This is a genomic window from Methyloversatilis sp. MC4-4 (genome assembly GCF_049843555.1).
GTDB lineage: Bacteria > Pseudomonadota > Gammaproteobacteria > Burkholderiales > Rhodocyclaceae > Methyloversatilis > Methyloversatilis discipulorum_B.
On the sequence record NZ_JBBHZK010000005.1, the window covers coordinates 37,114 to 56,954 of the forward strand.

Sequence of the window (19,841 nt, forward strand, 5' to 3'; positions counted from 1 at the left end):
CCTCGACACCTCGTGGACATCTTCATCCAGCAGATCATCAACGGTCTGGTGCTCGGCAGCATCTACGCGCTGGTCGCCCTCGGCTACACGATGGTCTACGGCATTCTCGGTCTGATCAATTTCGCCCACGGCGAAGTGGTGATGATCGGCGCGCTGACCGCGCTGACCGCCATTGGCCTGCTGGTGCCGAGCGGCCTGCCGGGCCCGGTCGTCGTGCTCGGCGGCCTGCTGATCGCGATTCCGGTCTGCATGACGGTCGGTTTCACGATAGAGCGCATCGCCTACCGGCCGCTGCGCAACGCCCCGCGGCTAGCGCCGCTAATCACCGCCATCGGCGTGTCCATCGTGCTGCAGCAGCTGGCCATGATCGGCTGGGGCCGCAACTACCACACCTTTCCACCGCTGCTGCCGGCAGCACCGCACCAGTTCCTCGGCGCCGCCATCACCGACCTGCAGATCATCATCATCGCTACCGCGGCGGCACTGATGGCGGCGCTGGTCTGGCTGGTCACCCGCACCCGGCTCGGCCGCGCGATGCGCGCCACCGCCGAGAACCCGGCCGTGGCGCGGCTGATGGGCGTGGATGTCGACCGCGTCATTTCCTTTACCTTCGTACTCGGCTCGGCACTGGCCGCGGTGGCCGGCGTCATGGTGGCGGCCAACTACTCGATCGCGCATTACGCGATGGGCTTCATGCTCGGGCTGAAGGCCTTCACCGCGGCGGTGCTGGGCGGCATCGGCAACCTCGGCGGCGCCATGCTGGGCGGGCTGCTGCTGGGCATCATCGAAAGCCTGGCCGCCGGCTACATCGGCGACCTGACCGGCGGCTTCCTCGGCAGCCACTACAAGGACGTGTTCGCCTTCTTCGTGCTCATCCTGGTACTGGTGTTCCGGCCGTCGGGCCTGATGGGCGAAAAGGTGGCGGAGCGGGCATGAGCGTCGATCCGAAACTGAAGGCCAGGCTGGGCGTCGTGCTGATCGGCGTCGCACTGGCCGTGCTGCCCTTCGTCGTCGGTGCCGGCTTCGGCAATTCCTGGGTGCGCATCATCGATTTCGCGCTGCTCTACATCATGCTGGCGCTCGGGCTGAACATCGTGGTCGGTTTCGCCGGCCTGCTCGACCTCGGCTACATCGCCTTCTACGCGGTCGGCGCCTATCTGTATGCGCTGCTGTCCAGTCCGCATCTGGCGATCGCCTTCCCGCAGGTTTTCGCCGCCTCGCCAGGCTGGCCGGTGTGGGCGGTGCTGCCGCTCGGCGCGCTGGTCGCGGGCCTGTTCGGCGTGCTGCTGGGCGCGCCGACGCTGAAGCTGCGCGGCGACTACCTGGCCATCGTGACGCTGGGCTTCGGCGAAATCATCCGCATCTTCCTGAACAACCTGAACGCGCCGGCCAACATCACCAACGGCCCGCAGGGCATCAACAACATCGCCGCCGCCCAGATCGGCGGCCACGCGCTGAACCGGCCGCTGGAACTGTTCGGTGTCACGCTGCCGGGTGTGTACCTGCAGTATTACTTCTTCCTCGCGCTGACACTGCTCGTCATCTTCATCTGCCTGCGGCTGCAGGATTCGCGGCTGGGCCGCGCCTGGGTCGCCATCCGCGAGGACGAGGTCGCCGCGCGCGCCTGCGGCATCAACACGCGCAACGTGAAACTGCTGGCCTTCGGCCTCGGCGCCACCTTCGGCGGCGTGGCCGGCGGCCTGTTCGCCGGCTTCCAGGGCTTCGTCAGCCCGGAGTCCTTCGGCCTGCTCGAATCCATCATGGTGCTGTGCATGGTGGTGCTCGGTGGCATGGGCAATATCGCCGGCGTCATCCTCGGCGCGGTGCTGCTCGCGCTGCTGCCGGAGGCGCTGCGCTGGGGGGCGGTACCGCTGCAGCAGACGCTGTTCGGCAAGGTGCTGATCGATCCGGAATCGCTGCGTCTGCTGCTGTTCGGCATCGCGCTGGTGGTCGTGATGCGCTGGCGTCCGGCGGGGCTGTGGCCGTCGGCGCTGCGCAAGCGCGAACTGGCGGCGCACGGGGAGGCGGCATGAGCACGCCTCTTCTCGAAGCGAGCGGCATCAGCAAGCGCTTCGGCGGCGTGCAGGCGCTGCGCGACGTGTCGCTGGCCATCCGCGCCGGCGAGGTGTACGGCCTGATCGGTCCCAATGGCGCTGGCAAGACCAGCTTCTTCAACGTGCTCACCGGCCTGTACAGCGCCGACCAGGGCGAGGTGCGCTTCAACGGCCAGCCGCTGCCGCTGGGCGTGCCGCACCACATCGCCGGTGTCGGCATCGCCCGCACCTTCCAGAACATCCGGCTGTTCGGCGCGATGAGCGCGCTGGAGAACGTGATGGTGGGCCGCCACATCCGGCTGCGCACCGGCGTGCTCGGCGCCATCCTGCGCACACCGGCGGCGCGGCGCGAGGAGGCCGACACCGAGGCGCGCGCACATGCCCTGCTCCGCTATGTCGGCATCGACCGGCTGGCCAATCAGCAGGCCACCCATCTGAGCTATGGCGACCAGCGCCGGCTGGAGATCGCCCGTGCGCTGGCAACCGAACCGAAGCTGCTGGCGCTGGACGAACCGGCTGCCGGCATGAACGCGACCGAAACCGCCGGCCTGCGTGCGCTGATCGAAAAGCTGCGCAGCGACGGCCTGACCGTGCTGCTTATCGAACACGACGTGAAACTGGTGATGGGTTTGTGCGACCGCGTCGCCGTGCTGGATTACGGCGAGAAGATCGCCGAGGACGTGCCGGACGTCGTGCGGCGCGACCCGCGCGTGATCGCCGCCTACCTCGGGACGGAGGCGGCCGATGCTTGAGGTGCGCGGACTGGAAGTGCACTACGGCGGTATCTGCGCGGTGCGCGGCGTCGATCTGGACGTCGCCGCCGGCGAGAAGGTGGCGCTGATCGGCGCCAACGGTGCCGGCAAGACCAGCACGCTGAAAGCCATTGCCCGCATGCTGCCGGCGCGCGGCAGCGTGAAGCTGGGCGGCGAGGCGATCGAGCACGCACCGCCGCACCTGCTGGTGCGCAAGGGCTTGGCGCTGGTGCCGGAAGGTCGCGGCGTGTTCGCCCGGCTGTCGGTGCTGGAAAACCTCGAAATGGGCGCCTACGTACGCGACGACAAGGCGGTCGTCGACGCCGACATTGAGCGCGTGTTCGGTCTGCTGCCGCGGCTGAAGGAGCGCGCCGGGCAGACCGCCGGCACGCTGTCCGGCGGCGAGCAGCAGATGGTGGCCATCGGCCGCGCGCTGATGAGCCGGCCACGCATCCTGCTGCTCGACGAGCCGTCGATGGGCCTGTCGCCCATCATGGTCGACACCGTGTTCGAGGTGATCCGCGAAGTTGCGCGTGAAGGCGTGACGCTGCTGCTGGTCGAACAGAACGCGCGGCTCGCGCTGTCGCTGTGCGACCGTGGCTGCGTCATGGACGGCGGCGAAATCACGCTGACCGCACCGGCGGCCGAACTGCTGGACAACCCGGCGGTGCGTGCCGCCTATCTCGGGGAGTGAAGCCGTGATCCGCTTGATCGCCGCCATCACCGTTCTGACCTGCGTACTGGCCGGCTGCAGCAGTCGACAGGTCTATGACGGCGCTGCCGGCTGGCGCCAGAACGAATGCGACCGCATCGTCGATGCGACCGAGCGCAGCCGCTGCCTGGATACCGCGAACCTCGAATACGAACGCTACCAGCGCGAGCGCGACAAGGCCGGCGAGGCGCGCTGAACGACCGTAACAGGCTGCACGAGCGGGCGCCTCGACTTTTGCCTTTGTCATAAAGCGGGATAATCGCGGCTCCGTCATCGGAGTCCCGACCATGCGCGTGCTGCTGTTCTGTCTTTGCGGCCTGTTTTCGTCATTCGCTGTTGCCGACCCGCTGCTGCCGATGCTGGCGCAGCGCGCGCCCGCCGACATCGACCCGACGCCCTACTGGATCAGCGAAAAGCTCGACGGTGTCCGCGCCCGCTGGGACGGGCAGGCGCTGCGCCTGCGCAACGGCGCCGCCATTGCCGCACCGGCGTGGTTCGTCGCGCCGCTGCCCGGATTCCCGCTCGACGGCGAGCTGTGGCTGGGGCGTGGCCGCTTCGACGAACTGTCCGGCATCGTCCGCCGTGAGCGACCGGCGGATGCCGACTGGCGCGCTGTGCGCTACATGCTGTTCGACCTGCCCGGCGCAGACGGCGACTTTTCGCAGCGGCTCGCACGCATGGAGCAGCTGGTCGACGAGACCGTTGCCGACTGGATACGGGTCGTGCCGCAGCGGCGGCTCGCCGATCGCGCCGCGCTGCAAGCGCTGTTCGACGCGGTCGTCGCCGGCGGTGGCGAAGGCTTGATGCTGCACCGGGCCGACGCGCACTGGTCGGCCGGACGCAGCGACGCACTGCTCAAGCTCACGCCCTTTCTCGATGCCGAAGCGACCGTGCTCGCCCACCTGCCGGGTAAGGGTCGCCATCGCGGCCGGCTGGGCGCGCTCGAGGTGATTGATGCAGCGGGTCGACGCTTCCGCATCGGCAGCGGCTTCATCGACGCCCAGCGTGCGGCGCCGCCGGCCATCGGCGCCGTCGTCACCTACCGCTATCGTGAGCTGACGCCGCGCGGCCAGCCGCGCTTTCCGGTTTTCCTGCGTGAACGGCTGCTGCCTTAGGTGCGTCACGGGAAGCCGTCCTGGGCACCGGAGTGCCAACGCTCGCCGCACAGGGGATGTGCTCCCGATCGTACGGTGATCCGGTCCTCATCGCGGTTCGGCGGCTGCAGCGGCGGCCGTGCGCTGTCTACGCTGCGATGCCGAACACGGAGGCACATGCATGCACATCAAACACACAGCGCTCTCGATGACCCTTTTGCTGCTTGCTGCCGGCGCGCAGGCGCAGGTGCTGGACCGGCCGACGCTGGCCGACCGGCTAGCCGCCTGCTCGGCGATCTACGGCGATATCGCGGCCGCGCATCCGCAAGCCAGCCGCACCGTGCGCGTCCAGTACGCCGCGAAAAACTATCTGTCGCTGGCGATGCGTCTGGGCGAACGTCCGCAGGTCACGGCCGTGCTGGCACGCGAGCGCAAGGTACTGGCCGAACGCCGCGCCGACCCTGCGCAGGCGCAGGGGCTGGACGACGCGTTCGCGCAGCGCGACGACGAGTGCAATCGCCTGCTCGAACACAATATGGCGCTGATCGACAGCCTGCGCGACGGGCGCTGAGCGCCTGCCGCACCGACGGCGTCAGTGCAGCTTCTCGTCCGCCACCACGTCCTTGCGATAGGTTTCGTAGACGACGACCGGAATGCCCAGCGGTGCCAGATGCTGTTCGATCAGCGGCTTCACCTCGGCCCACTCCAGACCGCCGACGCCGGTGGCCAGCCGCGGCAGCGCCACGCTGGTGGCGCCGATCGCCTGCAGGTGCCGGGCCAGCGCCTTCAGTGCGTGATGCACGTGCTCGACCGTCGCCTTGCCCGGTTTCGCCGCCGGGCCTTCGCCCACCATGTCCTGGGTGAGCATGTTCACGATGTTGCGCGTACTGCCGTCGTTATCGACGCCGGCCCACGACCACACCTCGCCCGGCACCATGTGGCGGCCGTGCTGTGCGTGCCGGTAGTCGCGCGCCATCGACGGCCAGCGCTCGCGCAGCGCCAGCGCCAGACCGTGGTCGAAACGTTCGCGCACGGCGATGCCGTGGGCGATGACCTGGGCGCGGGTAAAAAGAATGTCGCCGGTGACTTCGCGGATCATGCGGTTCTCCTCGTACCGTCCGGTCTGCGGCACCGTGCCGCAGCCTCCGATTCCACGGTACGCCGCCGTGCTGCGCGGCCGTTGATCCGAATCAACTGTTCAGGCGGTCGCGCTCACCTGGGCGTGTGTCACCTGCGCCAGATCCTGCCGCGTCAGGCCGTGCGAGGGCAGCGCCGGCAGCAGTTCGACCCGGGCCACCGTGCGCGGCGCGCGCGCCAGCATGCAGACCGACTGCCAGAAGCTCACGTCGTCGATGTAGGCGGCGGCGTCCGAGTGCTCGCCACGGTGATCGACATAGCGCAGGCGCACCGGCTTGACCGCACGGCCGGCGTCGATCGCCGCCTGGAACAGCGCGGCGCGGAAGGGCAGCACGGCGCGGCCGTCGGTGGTCGTGCCTTCAGGGAACACCATCACGCTGCGTCCGCAGCTGAGCGAGCCGACCAGCCGGTCGCGCACCTCGGCCGCCGAACTGCGGCTGGCGCGACGGATGAACACCGTGTGGTTGCGCGCCACCAGCCAGCCGAGCAGCGGCCAGCTGCGCACCTCGTCCTTACAGACGAAGGACAGTGGCGAGATGGCGTTGATCACGAACACGTCCACCCACGAGATGTGATTGCTCACCAGCAGCTGGCCGGGCCGCGGCAGCGGCCCCTGCGCCTGCAGTTCGACGCCGAGCACACCGAGCAGCTGGCGCGACCAGCGTGCACGCATCTTGCGTTGCGTGCGCTCGCCGACCAGCGGATAGAGCAGGGCGACGCGCGAACAGCCGGCGGCCAGATGTACGGCCAGCCGCGCGATGCGCCAGGTCATGCGCGCCTGTGCGCGCAGGCCGGACGTGTGGTGCGTGGCCGCGGCGGCGCGCGCCGCCGCGGGGTGGTGCGGATGAGGATGCGACAAGGGAAGATCGAGGTCGGCAAACAGACTGATGACAGACATCTTACGTCCTCCCCGGTTCGCGGATCAGGCGGCGCGCTGTATGAAGTGGCGGGCGTAGCGCGCGTCCAGCTTGGCCATGGTGAGCAGCAGCGGCAGGTCGGCGGTGTTGAAATCTGGATCCCAGGCCGGTTCGCCGCACACCTCGGCGCCGGCGCGGATATAGCCCTTGACCAGCGGCGGCACGACGCTGGCGGCGTTCGGCGTCAGCCGTTCGAGCGGCAGGCGCACCTTCGGGAACACGCGGTACTCGGCCGGCGCCATGTGCGCGGACAGACCGGCCCAGATGGCTGCAGCGTTATGCCCGCCGTCGGCCAGACCGATGCTGGCGCAGCCGATCAGGTACTGGTGACCGCTGTCCAGCATGTAGCGCGCGAGTCCGGACCACAGCAGCGCGATCACCGCCGCGTTGCTGCGGTAATCGGCGTCGATGCAGGAGCGGCCAATTTCCACCATCTGCGGGCGCAGATGGTCGAGCCGGCCGAGGTCGAACTCGGTTTCCGAGTAGTAGCCGCCGGTGCGTCGCGCGGCTTCGGGCGGCAGGATGCGGTAGCAGCCGACGATGCGGCCGTTGTCCTCGTCGCGCACGATCAGGTGCTTGCAGTGGGCGTCGAAGCGGTCGATGTCGGCGCCGTGCACCGGGCTGTCGAGCCGTGCGCCAAGTTCGTCGGCGAACACCCGCCAGCGCAACTGCTGCGCCGCCAGCACCTCGGACTCGCAGGCCGCCAGCGTGACGCTGAGGTTGCGCTGGGCACGCCGTTCGCGTGCCGAATCGATCTGAAGCATTCCCGTCTCCGTGAAGGGTACCGCTTCAAGATATGCAGCGCGTGTTCAGCACATATGACGTCGCGGCGACAGCACGGTTACAGCGGCCCTCGCCACGCCGGCCAAAAGGGCGGTATAAGCATTCCGCTCGATCGAGCCCCATACAACCCACGAGGATGTCCTGATGAACCACCGTATCGGCGCACTTGCCGCCGCCCTGATGATGAGTGTTGCTGCCTCCGCCGTGGCCCAGACCAAGGCGCCTGCGGCCGGTGCCGCGCTGGCCAAGGTCAATGGCGTGGCCGTGCCCGCCGCGCTGGCGGATCTGCTGGTGCGTGAGCAGGTCGCCCAGGGCGCGCCGGACAACGAGGACCTGCGCAACCGTGTGCGCGAGCACCTGGTGCGCCGCGAGGTGCTGCTGCAGGCGGCACGCAAGGCCGGTACCGACAAGGTGCCGGAGGTGCAGCAGCGCATCGCCTATTCCAGTGGCGAAATGCTGGCCAACGCCTACCTGGAGCGCTGGGTCGAGAAGAACCCGGTAACCGAGGCGGCAGCCCGCGCCGAGTACGAGCGCGTGGTCGCTCAGGGCGGCCCGAACGAATACGCGTCGCGCCACATCCTGGTCGATTCCGAAGAGGTCGCGCGCGACATCATCGCCAAGCTGCAGGCCGGCACGCCGTTCGCGGAACTGGTGTCGGTGTCGAACGATCCGGGCAGCAAGGAGCGCGGCGGTGAGCTGGGCTGGTCGCGCCCGGGCTCCTTCGTGCCGGAGTTCGACGCCGCACTGCAGAAGCTGGAGAAGGGCCAGTTCACGACCGAGCCGGTCAAGACCGCCTACGGCTTCCACGTGATCCAGCTCGACGACGTCCGCCGCGCCGAAGCGCCGAAGTTCGAGGAGGTGAAGGACCGCGTGATCGAATCGATGCAGCAGCAGGCGGTGCAGACCCACATCGAATCGCTGATGTCGAAGGCCAAGGTGCAGTAAGCACGACGGGCATCCGCCGCCGTCCGTGAAGGACGTGGCGGATGCATGTTCTACGTGTGGCCGATGTAGCGCAGCGCCAGCAGCGTCACGTCGTCCGACGGTGCCTGACCGTCGCAGAACAGGCGGGTCGCCTCGCGTACCGCGTCGATGGCGCCTGCTGCGCCGGCGCGCAGACCGGTCAGCGTCGCCAGCAGCCGCGTTTCGCCGAACAGTTCGCCGCGCGTGTTCAGGGCTTCCGTCACGCCGTCGGTGTAGAGCAGCAACTGGTCGCCCGAGCCGAGCCGGGTTTCGCCCAGTGCGTAATCGATGGTCGGGTCGATGCCGGCTATCGGGTTGCGCGGCACCTTGAGCAGCACCGGCGCGTCGCCACGACGAAGCAGCACCGGCCGCAGATGACCGGCGTTGGCGTAGCGGAAGCTGCCATCGCGGGTGTCCAGCAGGCCGATGAACAGGCTGGCGAACAGCAGTCGTTCGTTGTTCAGCGCCAGCTTGCGGTTGGTGCGTTCCATCACCCTTTCCAGATGCCCCTTCTGCCCCTGCTTGCGTGCCGCTTCTGCGCGCAGCGTGGTCAGTGTGCGCATCATCAGCAGCGCGGCCGGCATGCCCTTGCCGCAGACGTCACCGATGGCGACGAACAGGCGGTTCTCGTCGATGAAGAAGGCGTCGAAGAAGTCGCCGCCGATCTCGCGCGCCTGCTGGATGCTGGCTTCGCATTCGATCTCCGGATGTTCGGCGAACATCGGTGAGCGCAGCGGCAGCATGCCCGACTGGATTTCCTGCGCGGTGCGCAGCTCGGACTGCAGGCGTTCCAGCACCAGCGAACGGCGCACCTGTTCGACCACCTGATGATTGGCCTGGCGCATGCGCGCCGCCATCAGGCGCAGCAGGTTGCGGGCGACCTGGGGCAGTGGCAGCAGCTCGGAAAAGAAGGTGTGGGCGTCGATCAGCAGCAGGCGTGTGCCGGGTTCGGCCACCACCCAGGCCGACGCCGGCTCGCCGTCGATGATCGAAAGCTCGCCCGCGCATTCGCCGCAGCCGATCACCGTGTAGCCGCCCTGGCTCTCGCCGGCCGGATCATCGAGGTGTACGCGCAGCCGTCCGGCCAGCACCAGGGCCACGTGATCGTTCTGCATGCCGGGCGCCAGCACCACGTACTCGTCCGGGTAGTCGCGCTGGGCGCAGTGGGCGAGCAGGCCTTCGATCAGCGCGTAGGGCACGTCGCGGAACAGATCCAGCCGCGAAATGAAACCGAGGGCGCGGCGCTCGCCGCTGACGCGTGCATCGTGGCTGACACGGCGGCCGTCGGCGCGGATCAGCGGGAACACCGCGGCCTGACGGCGACGACGCTCGACGCCGCGGCGCACCGGGGTGCGGCTGCCGCTCGGGCTGCTGCGGCTTGGCCGGGTCCACGCCAGCGTGAGCTGGTTGCGGCCGCTGGTGCGCTCGTAACTGACCTGATCGGCGAACTGGCGCACCAGGTGCACGCCCAGTCCGCCGACGCTGGCTTCTTCCAGCGTGGCCGGCGTCACCGGCTCCGGCAGTTCCAGCGGATCGAATTCGCGGCCGTCGTCGGCCACCACCAGCTTGACCGACTGCGGTTCGAGGATCAGGTCGAGCGCGATGGTGTGCGGCGCTTCGTCGTCGAAGGCGTAGCTGACGATGTTGGCGACCAGTTCCGACGCGCACAGGTCGAGCCGGAACACCAGCTCGCTGCCCAGATCGAAACTGTCGCCGAGCGTACGCAACCAGGCGCTCGCAGCGGAGATGGCGCCGCTGTCGTTGATCAGGCGCAGGCTGCGGCGTGCGTGTGCGCTATGCACCACGCACTCCGCGGAGGTCTGCCGCGGCGTTCAGTCGGCCAGCGCCTTGCGCGCGGCGTCGAGGTCGTCGCACAGCGTCAGCAGCTGGTCGACGCCGGCCGTCTGCAGCACGCGCCGTATCATCGGCTGCGCACCGAACATGACCAGCTTGCCGCCACGCGAGGCCTGGCCGCGCGCCGCCGACAGCAGCGTGCGGATGCCTATCGAGGCGAGAAAGCTCACTTCCGACAGATCGATCGCAATCTTGGCCGGGTGCGTGCTGGTGGCGTAGGTGAGCGGCTGGTCCAGCGTCTCCGCGCCTTCGATGTCGAGGCGACCGTCGAGCCGGATCAGGGTGATGCCGCCGTCCAGCGGCTGGCTGTCCATCTTCATGTGCGTGCTCCCGAGGTGCCCGGTCGCCTGCGGCGGCACGACCGGAAAGCCCTTCAGCTTGTTTCATCTGCATGTCAGGCGTGTGACAGCGTCAGTCGCCGGCTTGCGGCTCGCCCCAGCGCGGCAGCAGCGTGTGCGGAACGCGCAGCTGGTCGAGGATGCGAGCGACCACGAAATCGACCAGGTCGGCGATCTCGCGCGGCTGCTGGTAGAAGCCGGGCGAGGGCGGCAGGATGACCACACCGTTGCGCGACAGGCTCAGCATGTTTTCCAGGTGCAGCGTCGAGAAAGGCGTTTCGCGCGGCACCAGGATGAGGGTGCGGCGTTCCTTCATGACCACGTCGGCGGCGCGTTCGATCAGGTTGGACGCCAGACCGTGCGCGATCGCGGCCAGCGTGCCCATCGAACACGGGCACACGACCATGGCGTCGGGCGGGTTCGAACCGGAGGCCGGCGGGCAGTTCCAGTCCTCGCGGCCGAACACTTCGAGCTGGCCCGGTGCGGCGTTGAAGCGGGTCGCCAGTTCGCGTTCCGCCTGCTGCGGGTTGGCCGGCAGCACGACATCCATCTCCTGCCGGGCAACGATCTGCGCGACCTGCGAGTACACCAGCCAGACGCGGCAACCTGCAGCCAGCAACATTTCGGTCAGGCGCAGGCCGTAGGGCATGCCGGAGGCGCCGGTCAGCGCGACGAGTATGGTGGGCGGTCGGGGCGTCGAGGTCATGCCGCATTGTCCCGCAACAGCCGGTCGGCGACCACGCCGTTGACGACGCCGAACACCAGGGCGGCGGCGAAGAACACCGGCGCCAGGTTGAACAGGCCGTCGTGCGGCACCAGCCACAGCCGCGCCAGCACGAGCTGGCCGCCGATGTGGGCGAAGGCCGCAGCCACCGAGCGGCCGACCGGCCCCAGCCAGCGCCAGGGCAGCGCCTGCAGTGCGCCGAGCACCGCCAGGCTGGTCACGGCGCCGGTGGCGGCGAGAAAGAAGCCGGGCGCGAGGAACTGCCCGGCCAGCAGACTGCCGGCGATCACCCGCAGCACGCTGACCCAGGCGGCGTCGCGCCAGCCATGGCGGGCCAGCACGATGAGGATGACGATGTTGGCCAACCCCGGCTTCACGCCCGGCAGCGGGCTGGGAATCGCCGCCTCGATCAGTGACGCGGCGATCGCTGCGGCGGCATAGCGCGCCAGGCGACGGTCGCGCGCACTCGGCTCGACGTCGACCACGGCGCTCATCAGAACGCCACCGTGTCCTGCGCGCTGTCCGGTCCGGCCAGTTGCAGCGAAATGTGGCTGGGTGCGCAGACGGCGACCGCGCCAGCGCGCGTCAGCCAGCCCTGGTGCACGCAGTACTGGCGTGGGCCCGGGTCGGCGGCGACGCGCGCGCGACCCGGTTCGACCTCGATCACGGTTTCGCCCTGCGCGGCCAGCGCGCCGGCGATGGCGACGCGATGCGTACCGTTCAGCGGAATTTCGGCGACGATGCGGCCATCGAGGCGCACCTGAGCCAGCGTTGGCGCCGCCCGGCCCCACTGCGCCGCGGTCGTGGCGACGGTTGCGGCCAGGCCGGCTGCGATCATCAGCCAGTCACCGGGCCGCAGGCGCGTCATTTGCCGCTCGAAGCGAGCGAACGGTGACGCAACAGCACGCGCGCTTCCTTGCGGAAGTGTTCGGCCAGCCACTGCGTCATGTAGACCGAACGATGCTGGCCGCCGGTGCAGCCGATGGCCACCGTCAGATAGCTGCGGCTGTCCTTGATGTAGCAGGGCAGCCAGTCGTGCACGAAACGCGCAATGTCGTCGCGCATGCGCAGCACGTCCGGACTGCGCTCCAGATAGTCGATCACCGGCTGATCACAGCCGGTCTGCGGACGCAGCACCGGGTCGTAGTGGGGATTGGGCAGGCAGCGCACGTCGAACACCAGATCGGCGTCGAGCGGGATGCCGTGCTTGAAGCCGAAGGACTCGAACATCAGCGTCAGGCCGGAGCCCTCGTCGATCTGCACCAGTTCGCGCACCCATTTGCGCAGCACCGCAGACGGCAGGTCGCTGGTGTCGATGCGGTGACCGAGCGCGACGATGGGTTCGAGCAGATCGCGTTCGCGGCGGATCGCCTCGGCCAGCGAAGTCTGGTCGTCGCCCAGCGGGTGGCGCCGCCGCGTCTCCGAAAAGCGCGCGATCAGCGCGTCGTCGCGCGCGTCGAGAAAAAGCGTCTGCAGTTCGGTGCCGTTGCGCAGCACGCCCATCATCGGCGGCAGCGCGCTCATGCTCTTGCCCGAGCGCACGTCTACCGCCACCGCGACGCGGCTGTAGCCGGCGTCACGCAGATGGCCGACCAGTTGCGGCAGCAGCGGGGCCGGCAAATTGTCGACACAAAAAAATCCGGCGTCCTCCAGCACGTTGAGCGCAACGCTCTTGCCCGAGCCGGACATGCCGCTGATCAGTACCAGGCGCATTGCGCCGCGTCGCGTTTCATTCACGTGGCTTACCTGCGAAAAAGCGTGTTCATGCAAATAACATGGTTGACACTGGGTCTGTGGAAACTACGCTGAATGAGTGCGGTCCGACGGCACGCAGCATCCGAATGCTGCCTCATGTGCTGCCCGACTGCATCCGATTCAGGATGTGGCGTGTAGCAGGGCAATCCGACCGGAGGTGTTCACCATGCGATATCTCAGACTCCAGCGCAGCCAGGCCAATCGTCGCCGTGCCGAGCGCGAAGCCGAGCGAGCCGCACTCCAGTCGCGCTCCCAGCCGGCCCAGGGCGCTCCGGGTTCGCGCGACGCGCCGGCACCTGACGGCAGTCCCAGCGAGCCGCGGCGGCGACGCGAAAACTGAGGGTCGTTTCCTCGCTCACTCGGCTGCCGGCGCCACGCGCCGGTGGCCCTGCGCTTCCCGTTCGCGGATGCGCTCGAGTATCTGCAGCCGCACTTCATCAGTGGTCGAGCCCCAGCAGGCGATTTCGTCCCGCGAGCGAAGGCAGCCGACACAGAGGCCGAGCTGTCGGTCGAGTGTGCACACGCCGGTGCAAGGTGATGCAACCATCTATTCCGTCCTGTAGGCGCGCGCAACGCGCGACGCCACCTGTCTGTCCAGCCGGTCGCTGACCCAGCGCGCGGCGCCGACCAGCTTTCCGAGATCCACGCCGGTGACGACACCGGCACCTTCCAGCATATACACCACGTCCTCGGTTGCCACATTGCCGCTGGCACCCGGTGCGAACGGGCAACCGCCCAGGCCGCCGACCGATGCGTCGAACACCGCCACGCCGGACTGCAGTGCAGCGTAAACGTTCGCCACGCCCATGCCCCAGGTGTCGTGGAAGTGACCGGCCAGCCGGTGCACCGGCACCCGCGCCGACACCGCGTCGATCAGCCGCCGGATCTGCTCCGGTGTGCCGATGCCGGTGGTGTCGCCCAGACTGACTTCATGGCAGCCCATGTCGATCAGCTGCAGCGCCATGTCGGCAACGATGCCGGCGGCGATCGGCCCTTCGTAAGGGCAGCCGATCACGCAGGACAGGTAGCCGCGCACGCGTACGTTGCTGTCCAGCGCGCGCCGCGCCACGGCGCGCAGCCGCGCCATCGATTCGGCGATGCTGCAGGCGGTATTTCGCTGCGAAAACGTCTCCGATACCGCGGCGAACACGGCGATGTCGCCGCAGCCGGCGTCGAGCGCGGCGTCCAGCCCGGTGTCGTTCGGTACCAGGCAGGGGTAGCTCACGCCACTGCTGCGCGGCAGACGCTTCATCAGTTCGCCGCTGCCCGCCATGTTCGGCACGCGCTTGGGCGACACGAAGGCGCCGGCTTCGATATCCGCCAGGCCGGCGTCGACAAGCTTCGCGATCAGCGTCAGCCGGTCGTCGATGGACAGCGCGACGCGTTCGTTCTGCAGGCCGTCGCGCGGCCCCACCTCGACGATGCGTACGCGGGCGGGCAGCGCGCCCATCACGCGGGTCCGGCCGGCACCCAGCCGGGACGTCGGCGCGCGAACAGCGCGTCCAGCCCCTCCTGCGCCTCGGCGCCGGTATCGATGCGGTTTTCCATCTCGACGGCGTGATCGAGTGTCTTCTCGTCGGCGCGCGGCCGGCCGAGTGCGCGCACCAGCAGCTTGATCTGCTGCTGCGCACGCGGGCCGCCGAGCAGCAGCGCGTCGACCACCTCGCCGACGGCGTCGTCCAGGTGTTCCGCCGACGCGACGATTTCCGACAGCAGGCCGATGCGGTAGGCCTCGGACGCGGAAAAGCGCTCGCCGGTCAGGAAGTAGCGCCGTGCCCGTGCCGGGCCGATGGCCGCCATCACGTAGGGTGCGATCACCGCCGGCACCTGGCCGGTGCGCACCGCGTCGAAGGCGAAGTGGGCGTCGAAACTGGCGATGGCGACATCGCAGGCAGCGATCAGACCGGCCCCGAGGCCGATCGCCGGGCCCTGCACGCGGGCCACCACCGGCCGTATGCACTCGCTGAGCGTGCGCATCAGCCGCGCCGCCAGTGCCGGCTCGACGGCCATCAGACCGCTGCGTTCGAGCTCCATCGGGTCGGCGCCGATGCTGAAGCTGTCACCCAGCGCCGACAGCACCAGCAGGCGCACATCGGCGTGCGCGACCATGTCGTCGATGGCCGCGATCAGCGACTCGGCGAGCGACGCATCGAGCAGGTTGTGGTGGTCCGGCCGGTTAAGCGTGACGATGCCGATGCCGTCGACGATTTCGGTCAGCACCAGCGCATTCGGGTCCCGCATCAAGGTACCGCCCCCTGCACCAGATGGCTGCCGAGCGCGCGCAGTGGTGCACCCAGTTCGAAGCCCGGCATGACCACCTCGTCGTCGACCGCGTACAGCTGGCAGGGCAGACCCTGTGCCTCGCAGGCGGCGATCGCTTCGCTGGCTGCGTCGTCGCCAGCGTTCCACGCCCAGTCGCCGTTCATGTTCAACGCGAACGCGCGCGGGCGCAGCGTGACCTGCAGGAAGCGGCCGTAGCCGGCGCGTCCGCCCTCGTTGAGCAGCGGCACCGCCTCGATCAGGTCGACCGGCCGCAGCCAGGCGGTCGGCTCTGCGGCATGGACGGTGCACGGCAGCAGCGCGGCAATGCAGGCCAGCAGCGGGCGGTTCCAGTCAGACTTCATGCGGTTTCACTCCCGGTCGTCACGCCGGCCGCCAGCCGGTCGAGCAGGCGGATCGGATCTTCGTCTGCAATGATCAGCTGCCGGTGCGGCGCGCTGAGAAAGCCCTCGCGGGTCGCCTGGTCGAACATGGCGAGCAGCGGATCGAAATAGCCGGCCACGTTGAGCAGTCCACAGGGTTTATGGTGCAGCCCGAGCTGCGCCCAGGTGAGAATTTCGCACAGTTCGTCCAGAGTGCCAAAGCCGCCAGGTGCGGCGACGAACAGATCGGACAGATCGGCCATCAGCGCCTTGCGGGTGTGCATGCTGTCGACCACGTGCAGTTGCGTCAGGTTGGCGTGCGCCACCTCGCGTTCGAGCAGATGCTGCGGGATGACGCCGATCACCTCGCCGCCGGCGTCGAGCGCGGCGTCGGCGATCAGACCCATCAGGCCGATGTTGCCGCCGCCATAGACCAGACCATGGCCACGCACGGCGAGCAGCGTGCCGAGGATGTGCGCCGTTTCTGCGTAGATCGGGGAATCACCGCTGCGTGAACCGCAGAAGACACAGACACGCATGTGTGCAACCGGAAGTCGGAAATCGGGAGAGCGAAGTATGCACGCGCGGCGCGCGTAGGGGCAGGGCGGATCGCCGCTTCAGTCTATGAACTTGGCCTTCACGACGCGCCATTCCTGCGGGCCGTCCAGCGTGCGCGAACAGCCCAGCGGTACCGGCTCGGCACCCGGCTTCATTTCGGTCTTGGACCGGTCGCCGGTGCCCACGCCCATGTGGTAGCGGTCCAGCCACACCATTACGGTGCGGCTCGGGTGGCTGTTGCCGACCAGCAACTGCACCGAATTGCGCGAGACGCAGCTGGCGGCGAAATCCTGGCTGAAGGTGACGAACCGGGTCGGATCCTCGTCCTCCGCCCGCACGGGCAGGGTCATCAGCAAGGCCAGCAGGGTGATCGCAGCGCGCATGGGTCTCCTCCGTTATCGGCTCATGGGTCTGTGATGCGGTAACGCACGGGGCGTTCCGTCGCCGACGCGCGAGTGTAGCAACAGGCTGACGCCGCACTTGATATTGCACTGCACAATGAGCTGCGTTTCAGGTTACCATTCAAGCACTTCAGTATCCTGGCCCACACCGACCGCCGTGTCCGCCCACGATCCCGTTCTCGAACCGCATCCCGCGACCGCGCCGCAACCCGGCCGGCTCGCGCCGGTGGTGCGCGGCGTGCACTGGCTGCGCATGCCGGTCGCCTTCGCGCCCGGTCATGTAAACGTCTGGGCGATCGAGGACCAGGACGAGCACGGCCCCTGCTGGACCCTGGTCGATGCCGGCTTCCCCGACGACGCGACGCGCGCCAACTGGCTGCAGGCGCTGTCCGGCGACCTGGCCGGCCGTCCCGTGCGGCGCATCCTGATCACCCATTGCCATCCGGACCACTTCGGTCTGGGCGACTGGCTCGCCGAACAGACCGGCGCCCGCATCTGGATGTCGCTCGGCGAGTACCTGACCGCGCAGGCATGGTTCGGTGACACGCCGGCATCCGGCATCGATCTGATGGCGGACTTCTTCCGTCAGCATGGTCTGCCGCCTGCGCAGACCGAGGCGATGCAGCTCGAGGGCCGGCGCTATCGGCGCACGGTAGGCTCGGTGCCGGTGGCGATGCGCCGCATCCTGCCGGGCGAGGTGATCACCATCGGCGACGACGCCTGGGAGGCGCTCGTCGGCCACGGGCACTCGCCCGAGCACCTGTCTTTCTATCGCGCACACGACCCGGTGCTGATCGCCGGCGACATGCTGCTGCCCACCATTTCGCCGAATACACCGACGCTGCCTTTCGAACCCGAGACTGACGCCGTCGGTCAGTACCTCGACTCGATCGAACGTTTCCGCTCGCTCGCCGCGGCCACCGTCGTGCTTCCTGCGCACGGCGACCCGTATCGCGGCGTGGTTGCCCGCGTCGATGCGCTGCGCCTGCACCACGACAAGCGCCTCGCCCAGATCGCCGCACTGTGTGACGAGCCGCGACACGCCTTCGAATTGCTGCCGCGCCTTTTCAAGCGCGAACTCGACAGTTTCCAGACCCGGTTTGCCATGGGAGAGGTGATCGCTCACCTGAACCATCTGTGGCAAGCCGGACAACTGCGCCGCCTGCCCGGGCAGGACGGCGTGATCCGCTTTACCCAGCCTTGAACCAGCCCAGGGGGAGACCATGAACAAGCCAGCCGCCAAAGACGCCAAGCCCGCAGAACCCGCCACCCTTCCGGATCCCGCCGAAGTCGCAAAAACCTATGCCGAAGTGGCGGAGCGCGCGAGCAAGCTGCTCGGCGAACACGTACAGCGGCAACTGAAGCGCGGTGTGACGCCGCCGGCCGACGAACTGGGCATCGCCCAGGCCTTCATGGACATGACCTCGCGTCTGCTGTCCAACCCGTACAAGCTGGCGCAGGCGCAGATGGGTCTGGTGTGGGATTACTACACGCTGTGGCAGCAGTCGATGCTGAAGTTCATGGGCGTCGACGCGGCGCCGGTGGTCACCCCGGTCAAGGGCGACAACCGCTTCCGCGGTGAGGAGTGGGAGAGCCACTTCCTGTTCGACTTCTTCAAGCAGAGCTACCTGATCGCCGCCCGCCACATCCACGACGTGGTCAGCAACGTCGAGGGCATGGACGACCACACGCTGCAGAAGGTCAACTTCTTCACCCGCCAGACCATCAACGCCTTCAGCCCGAGCAACTTCGCGCTGACCAACCCTGAAGTGCTGCGCGAAACCGTGCGCAGCCACGGCCAGAACCTGCTGCGCGGCTTCAACAACCTGCTGCGTGACATCGAGGACGGCGACGGCCAGCTGCGCGTGCGCATGACCGACACCTCGGCCTTCGAACTGGGCCGCAACGTCGCCACGACGCCGGGCAAGGTGGTGGCCGAGAACGCGCTGATGCAGCTGCTGCAGTTCAACCCGACCACCGACACGCAGTTCAAGCGTCCGCTGCTCATCGTGCCGCCGTGGATCAACAAGTACTACATCCTCGACCTGCGCGAATCGAACAGCTACATCAAGTGGGCCACCGACCAGGGCCACACCGTGTTCGTCATCTCGTGGGTGAATCCGGACGAGAAGCTGGCCCAGCTCACCTTCGAGGACTACGTGCATCAGGGCCCGCTGGCCGCGCTCGACATGATCGAGAAGCACACCGGCGAAACCGAGGTGAACGCCGCCGGCTACTGCCTGGGTGGCACGCTGCTGGCGACCACGCTGGCCTATCTCGCCGGCAAGAAGCAGAAGCGCATCGCCAGCGCCACCTTCTTCACCACGCTGATCGACTTTTCCGAGCCGGGCGAACTGGGCGTGTTCATCGACGAGAAGGCGGTCGAGGGCCTGGAAAAGAAGATGTTCGAGCGTGGCTACCTCGAAGGCAGCGAAATGGCCGGCACCTTCAACATGCTGCGTTCGAACGACCTGATCTGGTCCTTCGTCGTCAACAACTACCTGATGGGTCGCGAGCCCTTCCCGTTCGACCTTCTGTACTGGAACTCGGACTCGACCCGCATGCCGGCCTGCATGCACAGCTTCTACCTGCGCCAGATGTACATCCAGAACAAGCTGCGCGAGCCGGGCGGCATCACCGTGCTGGGCGAGCCGATCGACATCCGCAAGATCAAGGTGCCGGTGTACTTCGTGTCGGCCATCGAAGACCACATCGCGCCGTGGAAGAGCACCTATCTGGGCGCCCAGCTGGTGTCGGGCCCGGTGCGCTTCGTGCTCGGCGGTTCCGGCCACATCGCCGGCATCGTCAATCCGCCGGCGGCCAACAAGTACGGCTACTGGACCAATCCTGGCGTCAAGCTGCCGGGCGACGCCGACGAGTGGTTCAACGGCTGCACGCAGAACCCCGGCTCGTGGTGGACCGACTGGCAGCAGTGGGTGACCGCGCAGGACGCGGACACCGTGCCGGCACGCGATCCGGCCAAGGGCAAGCTGAAGCCGATCGAGGACGCGCCGGGCCGTTTCGCCAAGCTGCGCCTGGACACGATGAAGAAGTGATCGCGCTACCGCGCGCCTGACCGGCCCTGAAGCCGAGGCCGCTCCCACAGGGAGCGCGCCCGGACCGGTGACCGGAGCCGGGGTTCTGTGGGAGGGGCCTT

Annotated in this window: 25 protein-coding genes; 10 read left to right on the plus strand and 15 right to left on the minus strand. The window is 68.3% G+C overall.

The window, feature by feature from the left end; genetic code table 11:
• Positions 1–12: 12 nt before the first annotated feature.
• The 7 genes from WDZ97_RS18120 to WDZ97_RS18150 all read left to right on the plus strand — a co-directional run bounded on the left by WDZ97_RS18120 (position 13) and on the right by WDZ97_RS18150 (position 5,183).
• Positions 13–936, plus strand: a complete 924-nt coding sequence (locus WDZ97_RS18120; RefSeq protein WP_304005760.1) for a branched-chain amino acid ABC transporter permease — start codon at positions 13–15, stop codon at positions 934–936.
• The gene (locus WDZ97_RS18125; protein ID WP_425763694.1) at positions 933–2,033 is read left to right on the plus strand and encodes an ABC transporter permease subunit; all 1,101 of its coding nucleotides are present in this window, start codon (positions 933–935) and stop codon (positions 2,031–2,033) included. Before WDZ97_RS18120 ends, WDZ97_RS18125 begins: the two co-directional genes overlap by 4 nt.
• On the plus strand, positions 2,030–2,806 hold the full coding sequence (locus tag WDZ97_RS18130; RefSeq protein WP_425763695.1) for an ABC transporter ATP-binding protein: 777 nt from the start codon (positions 2,030–2,032) through the stop codon (positions 2,804–2,806). The genes WDZ97_RS18125 and WDZ97_RS18130 overlap by 4 nt, the downstream gene beginning before the upstream one ends.
• Positions 2,799–3,500, plus strand: coding sequence for an ABC transporter ATP-binding protein (locus WDZ97_RS18135; RefSeq protein ID WP_425763696.1), 702 nt, complete (start codon positions 2,799–2,801; stop codon positions 3,498–3,500). The genes WDZ97_RS18130 and WDZ97_RS18135 overlap by 8 nt, the downstream gene beginning before the upstream one ends.
• Positions 3,501–3,504: 4 nt before the next feature.
• A complete protein-coding gene (locus WDZ97_RS18140) occupies positions 3,505–3,714 on the plus strand; it encodes a hypothetical protein (protein ID WP_425763697.1) in 210 nt (69 codons plus the stop codon).
• Positions 3,715–3,805: 91 nt separating this feature from the next.
• On the plus strand, positions 3,806–4,633 hold the full coding sequence (locus tag WDZ97_RS18145) for a DNA ligase (RefSeq protein ID WP_425763698.1): 828 nt from the start codon (positions 3,806–3,808) through the stop codon (positions 4,631–4,633).
• A 160-nt stretch (positions 4,634–4,793) separates the two neighbouring features.
• Positions 4,794–5,183: a hypothetical protein gene (locus WDZ97_RS18150; RefSeq protein WP_425763699.1), complete on the plus strand. Its 390-nt coding sequence runs from the start codon at positions 4,794–4,796 to the stop codon at positions 5,181–5,183.
• A 21-nt stretch (positions 5,184–5,204) separates the two neighbouring features.
• On the opposite strand, the gene WDZ97_RS18155 is transcribed toward WDZ97_RS18150, so the two are convergent.
• The 3 genes from WDZ97_RS18155 to WDZ97_RS18165 form a co-directional block, all read right to left on the minus strand.
• Positions 5,205–5,711, minus strand: a complete 507-nt coding sequence (locus WDZ97_RS18155; protein ID WP_304005747.1) for a macro domain-containing protein — start codon at positions 5,709–5,711, stop codon at positions 5,205–5,207.
• A 99-nt stretch (positions 5,712–5,810) separates the two neighbouring features.
• On the minus strand, positions 5,811–6,647 hold the full coding sequence (locus tag WDZ97_RS18160) for a lysophospholipid acyltransferase family protein (protein ID WP_304005745.1): 837 nt from the start codon (positions 6,645–6,647) through the stop codon (positions 5,811–5,813).
• Positions 6,648–6,671: 24 nt separating this feature from the next.
• Positions 6,672–7,430, minus strand: a complete 759-nt coding sequence (locus WDZ97_RS18165) for a GNAT family N-acetyltransferase (RefSeq protein ID WP_341930261.1) — start codon at positions 7,428–7,430, stop codon at positions 6,672–6,674.
• Positions 7,431–7,593: 163 nt separating this feature from the next.
• On the opposite strand from WDZ97_RS18165, the gene WDZ97_RS18170 reads away from it, so the two are divergent.
• Complete coding sequence (locus WDZ97_RS18170; RefSeq protein WP_304005742.1) at positions 7,594–8,394, plus strand: peptidylprolyl isomerase; 801 nt, start codon at positions 7,594–7,596, stop codon at positions 8,392–8,394.
• 50 nt (positions 8,395–8,444) lie between these two features.
• On the opposite strand, the gene WDZ97_RS18175 is transcribed toward WDZ97_RS18170, so the two are convergent.
• The 12 genes from WDZ97_RS18175 to WDZ97_RS18230 all read right to left on the minus strand — a co-directional run bounded on the left by WDZ97_RS18175 (position 8,445) and on the right by WDZ97_RS18230 (position 16,666).
• Positions 8,445–10,214, minus strand: a complete 1,770-nt coding sequence (locus WDZ97_RS18175; RefSeq protein ID WP_425763700.1) for a SpoIIE family protein phosphatase — start codon at positions 10,212–10,214, stop codon at positions 8,445–8,447.
• 30 nt (positions 10,215–10,244) lie between these two features.
• Positions 10,245–10,586, minus strand: a complete 342-nt coding sequence (locus WDZ97_RS18180; protein ID WP_304014143.1) for an STAS domain-containing protein — start codon at positions 10,584–10,586, stop codon at positions 10,245–10,247.
• Between the two features lie 91 nt (positions 10,587–10,677).
• Positions 10,678–11,310 carry a flavin prenyltransferase UbiX gene (locus tag WDZ97_RS18185; protein ID WP_425763701.1) on the minus strand — a complete coding sequence of 211 codons (633 nt, stop codon included), beginning with the start codon at positions 11,308–11,310 and terminating at the stop codon, positions 10,678–10,680.
• Complete coding sequence (locus tag WDZ97_RS18190; protein WP_425763702.1) at positions 11,307–11,822, minus strand: Gx transporter family protein; 516 nt, start codon at positions 11,820–11,822, stop codon at positions 11,307–11,309. Before WDZ97_RS18190 ends, WDZ97_RS18185 begins: the two co-directional genes overlap by 4 nt.
• Entirely contained in the window at positions 11,822–12,196 is a 375-nt protein-coding gene (locus WDZ97_RS18195) for a NusG domain II-containing protein (RefSeq protein WP_019916105.1), read from the minus strand. The genes WDZ97_RS18190 and WDZ97_RS18195 overlap by 1 nt, the downstream gene beginning before the upstream one ends.
• Positions 12,193–13,041, minus strand: coding sequence for an RNase adapter RapZ (gene rapZ / locus WDZ97_RS18200; RefSeq protein ID WP_024300727.1), 849 nt, complete (start codon positions 13,039–13,041; stop codon positions 12,193–12,195). Before rapZ ends, WDZ97_RS18195 begins: the two co-directional genes overlap by 4 nt.
• A gap of 397 nt (positions 13,042–13,438) precedes the next feature.
• Complete coding sequence (locus WDZ97_RS18205; RefSeq protein ID WP_304005731.1) at positions 13,439–13,630, minus strand: DUF1289 domain-containing protein; 192 nt, start codon at positions 13,628–13,630, stop codon at positions 13,439–13,441.
• On the minus strand, positions 13,631–14,533 hold the full coding sequence (locus WDZ97_RS18210; RefSeq protein ID WP_425763703.1) for a hydroxymethylglutaryl-CoA lyase: 903 nt from the start codon (positions 14,531–14,533) through the stop codon (positions 13,631–13,633).
• On the minus strand, positions 14,533–15,324 hold the full coding sequence (locus WDZ97_RS18215) for an enoyl-CoA hydratase-related protein (protein WP_304005727.1): 792 nt from the start codon (positions 15,322–15,324) through the stop codon (positions 14,533–14,535). Before WDZ97_RS18215 ends, WDZ97_RS18210 begins: the two co-directional genes overlap by 1 nt.
• Positions 15,324–15,707 carry a hypothetical protein gene (locus tag WDZ97_RS18220; RefSeq protein ID WP_304005725.1) on the minus strand — a complete coding sequence of 128 codons (384 nt, stop codon included), beginning with the start codon at positions 15,705–15,707 and terminating at the stop codon, positions 15,324–15,326. The genes WDZ97_RS18215 and WDZ97_RS18220 overlap by 1 nt, the downstream gene beginning before the upstream one ends.
• The gene (locus WDZ97_RS18225; protein WP_425763704.1) at positions 15,704–16,264 is read right to left on the minus strand and encodes a TIGR00730 family Rossman fold protein; all 561 of its coding nucleotides are present in this window, start codon (positions 16,262–16,264) and stop codon (positions 15,704–15,706) included. Before WDZ97_RS18225 ends, WDZ97_RS18220 begins: the two co-directional genes overlap by 4 nt.
• 78 nt (positions 16,265–16,342) lie before the next feature.
• Positions 16,343–16,666 (minus strand): hypothetical protein, encoded by a 324-nt coding sequence (locus WDZ97_RS18230; protein ID WP_341422873.1) that lies wholly within the window; start codon positions 16,664–16,666, stop codon positions 16,343–16,345.
• A 175-nt stretch (positions 16,667–16,841) separates the two neighbouring features.
• On the opposite strand from WDZ97_RS18230, the gene WDZ97_RS18235 reads away from it, so the two are divergent.
• Positions 16,842–17,888 carry an MBL fold metallo-hydrolase gene (locus WDZ97_RS18235; RefSeq protein ID WP_425763705.1) on the plus strand — a complete coding sequence of 349 codons (1,047 nt, stop codon included), beginning with the start codon at positions 16,842–16,844 and terminating at the stop codon, positions 17,886–17,888.
• 19 nt (positions 17,889–17,907) lie between these two features.
• Positions 17,908–19,740, plus strand: a complete 1,833-nt coding sequence (locus WDZ97_RS18240) for a PHA/PHB synthase family protein (RefSeq protein ID WP_304005718.1) — start codon at positions 17,908–17,910, stop codon at positions 19,738–19,740.
• Positions 19,741–19,841 lie beyond the last annotated feature (101 nt).

Excerpts from the sequence above, each read along its gene's own strand:
- WDZ97_RS18205 (WP_304005731.1), bottom strand. The coding sequence starts at position 13,630 with ATGGTTGCATCACCTTGCACCGGCGTGTGCACACTCGACCGACAGCTC.
- WDZ97_RS18145 (WP_425763698.1), top strand. The coding sequence starts at position 3,806 with ATGCGCGTGCTGCTGTTCTGTCTTTGCGGCCTGTTTTCGTCATTCGCT.
- WDZ97_RS18155 (WP_304005747.1), bottom strand. The coding sequence starts at position 5,711 with ATGATCCGCGAAGTCACCGGCGACATTCTTTTTACCCGCGCCCAGGTC.
- WDZ97_RS18135 (WP_425763696.1), top strand. The coding sequence starts at position 2,799 with ATGCTTGAGGTGCGCGGACTGGAAGTGCACTACGGCGGTATCTGCGCG.
- WDZ97_RS18230 (WP_341422873.1), bottom strand. The coding sequence starts at position 16,666 with ATGCGCGCTGCGATCACCCTGCTGGCCTTGCTGATGACCCTGCCCGTG.
- WDZ97_RS18125 (WP_425763694.1), top strand. The coding sequence starts at position 933 with ATGAGCGTCGATCCGAAACTGAAGGCCAGGCTGGGCGTCGTGCTGATC.
- WDZ97_RS18225 (WP_425763704.1), bottom strand. The coding sequence starts at position 16,264 with ATGCGTGTCTGTGTCTTCTGCGGTTCACGCAGCGGTGATTCCCCGATC.
- WDZ97_RS18160 (WP_304005745.1), bottom strand. The coding sequence starts at position 6,647 with ATGTCTGTCATCAGTCTGTTTGCCGACCTCGATCTTCCCTTGTCGCAT.
- WDZ97_RS18180 (WP_304014143.1), bottom strand. The coding sequence starts at position 10,586 with ATGAAGATGGACAGCCAGCCGCTGGACGGCGGCATCACCCTGATCCGG.
- WDZ97_RS18170 (WP_304005742.1), top strand. The coding sequence starts at position 7,594 with ATGAACCACCGTATCGGCGCACTTGCCGCCGCCCTGATGATGAGTGTT.
- WDZ97_RS18195 (WP_019916105.1), bottom strand. The coding sequence starts at position 12,196 with ATGACGCGCCTGCGGCCCGGTGACTGGCTGATGATCGCAGCCGGCCTG.
- WDZ97_RS18150 (WP_425763699.1), top strand. The coding sequence starts at position 4,794 with ATGCACATCAAACACACAGCGCTCTCGATGACCCTTTTGCTGCTTGCT.
- WDZ97_RS18130 (WP_425763695.1), top strand. The coding sequence starts at position 2,030 with ATGAGCACGCCTCTTCTCGAAGCGAGCGGCATCAGCAAGCGCTTCGGC.
- WDZ97_RS18240 (WP_304005718.1), top strand. The coding sequence starts at position 17,908 with ATGAACAAGCCAGCCGCCAAAGACGCCAAGCCCGCAGAACCCGCCACC.
- WDZ97_RS18220 (WP_304005725.1), bottom strand. The coding sequence starts at position 15,707 with ATGAAGTCTGACTGGAACCGCCCGCTGCTGGCCTGCATTGCCGCGCTG.
- WDZ97_RS18190 (WP_425763702.1), bottom strand. The coding sequence starts at position 11,822 with ATGAGCGCCGTGGTCGACGTCGAGCCGAGTGCGCGCGACCGTCGCCTG.
- rapZ (WP_024300727.1), bottom strand. The coding sequence starts at position 13,041 with ATGCGCCTGGTACTGATCAGCGGCATGTCCGGCTCGGGCAAGAGCGTT.
- WDZ97_RS18215 (WP_304005727.1), bottom strand. The coding sequence starts at position 15,324 with ATGCGGGACCCGAATGCGCTGGTGCTGACCGAAATCGTCGACGGCATC.
- WDZ97_RS18210 (WP_425763703.1), bottom strand. The coding sequence starts at position 14,533 with ATGGGCGCGCTGCCCGCCCGCGTACGCATCGTCGAGGTGGGGCCGCGC.
- WDZ97_RS18165 (WP_341930261.1), bottom strand. The coding sequence starts at position 7,430 with ATGCTTCAGATCGATTCGGCACGCGAACGGCGTGCCCAGCGCAACCTC.
- WDZ97_RS18185 (WP_425763701.1), bottom strand. The coding sequence starts at position 11,310 with ATGACCTCGACGCCCCGACCGCCCACCATACTCGTCGCGCTGACCGGC.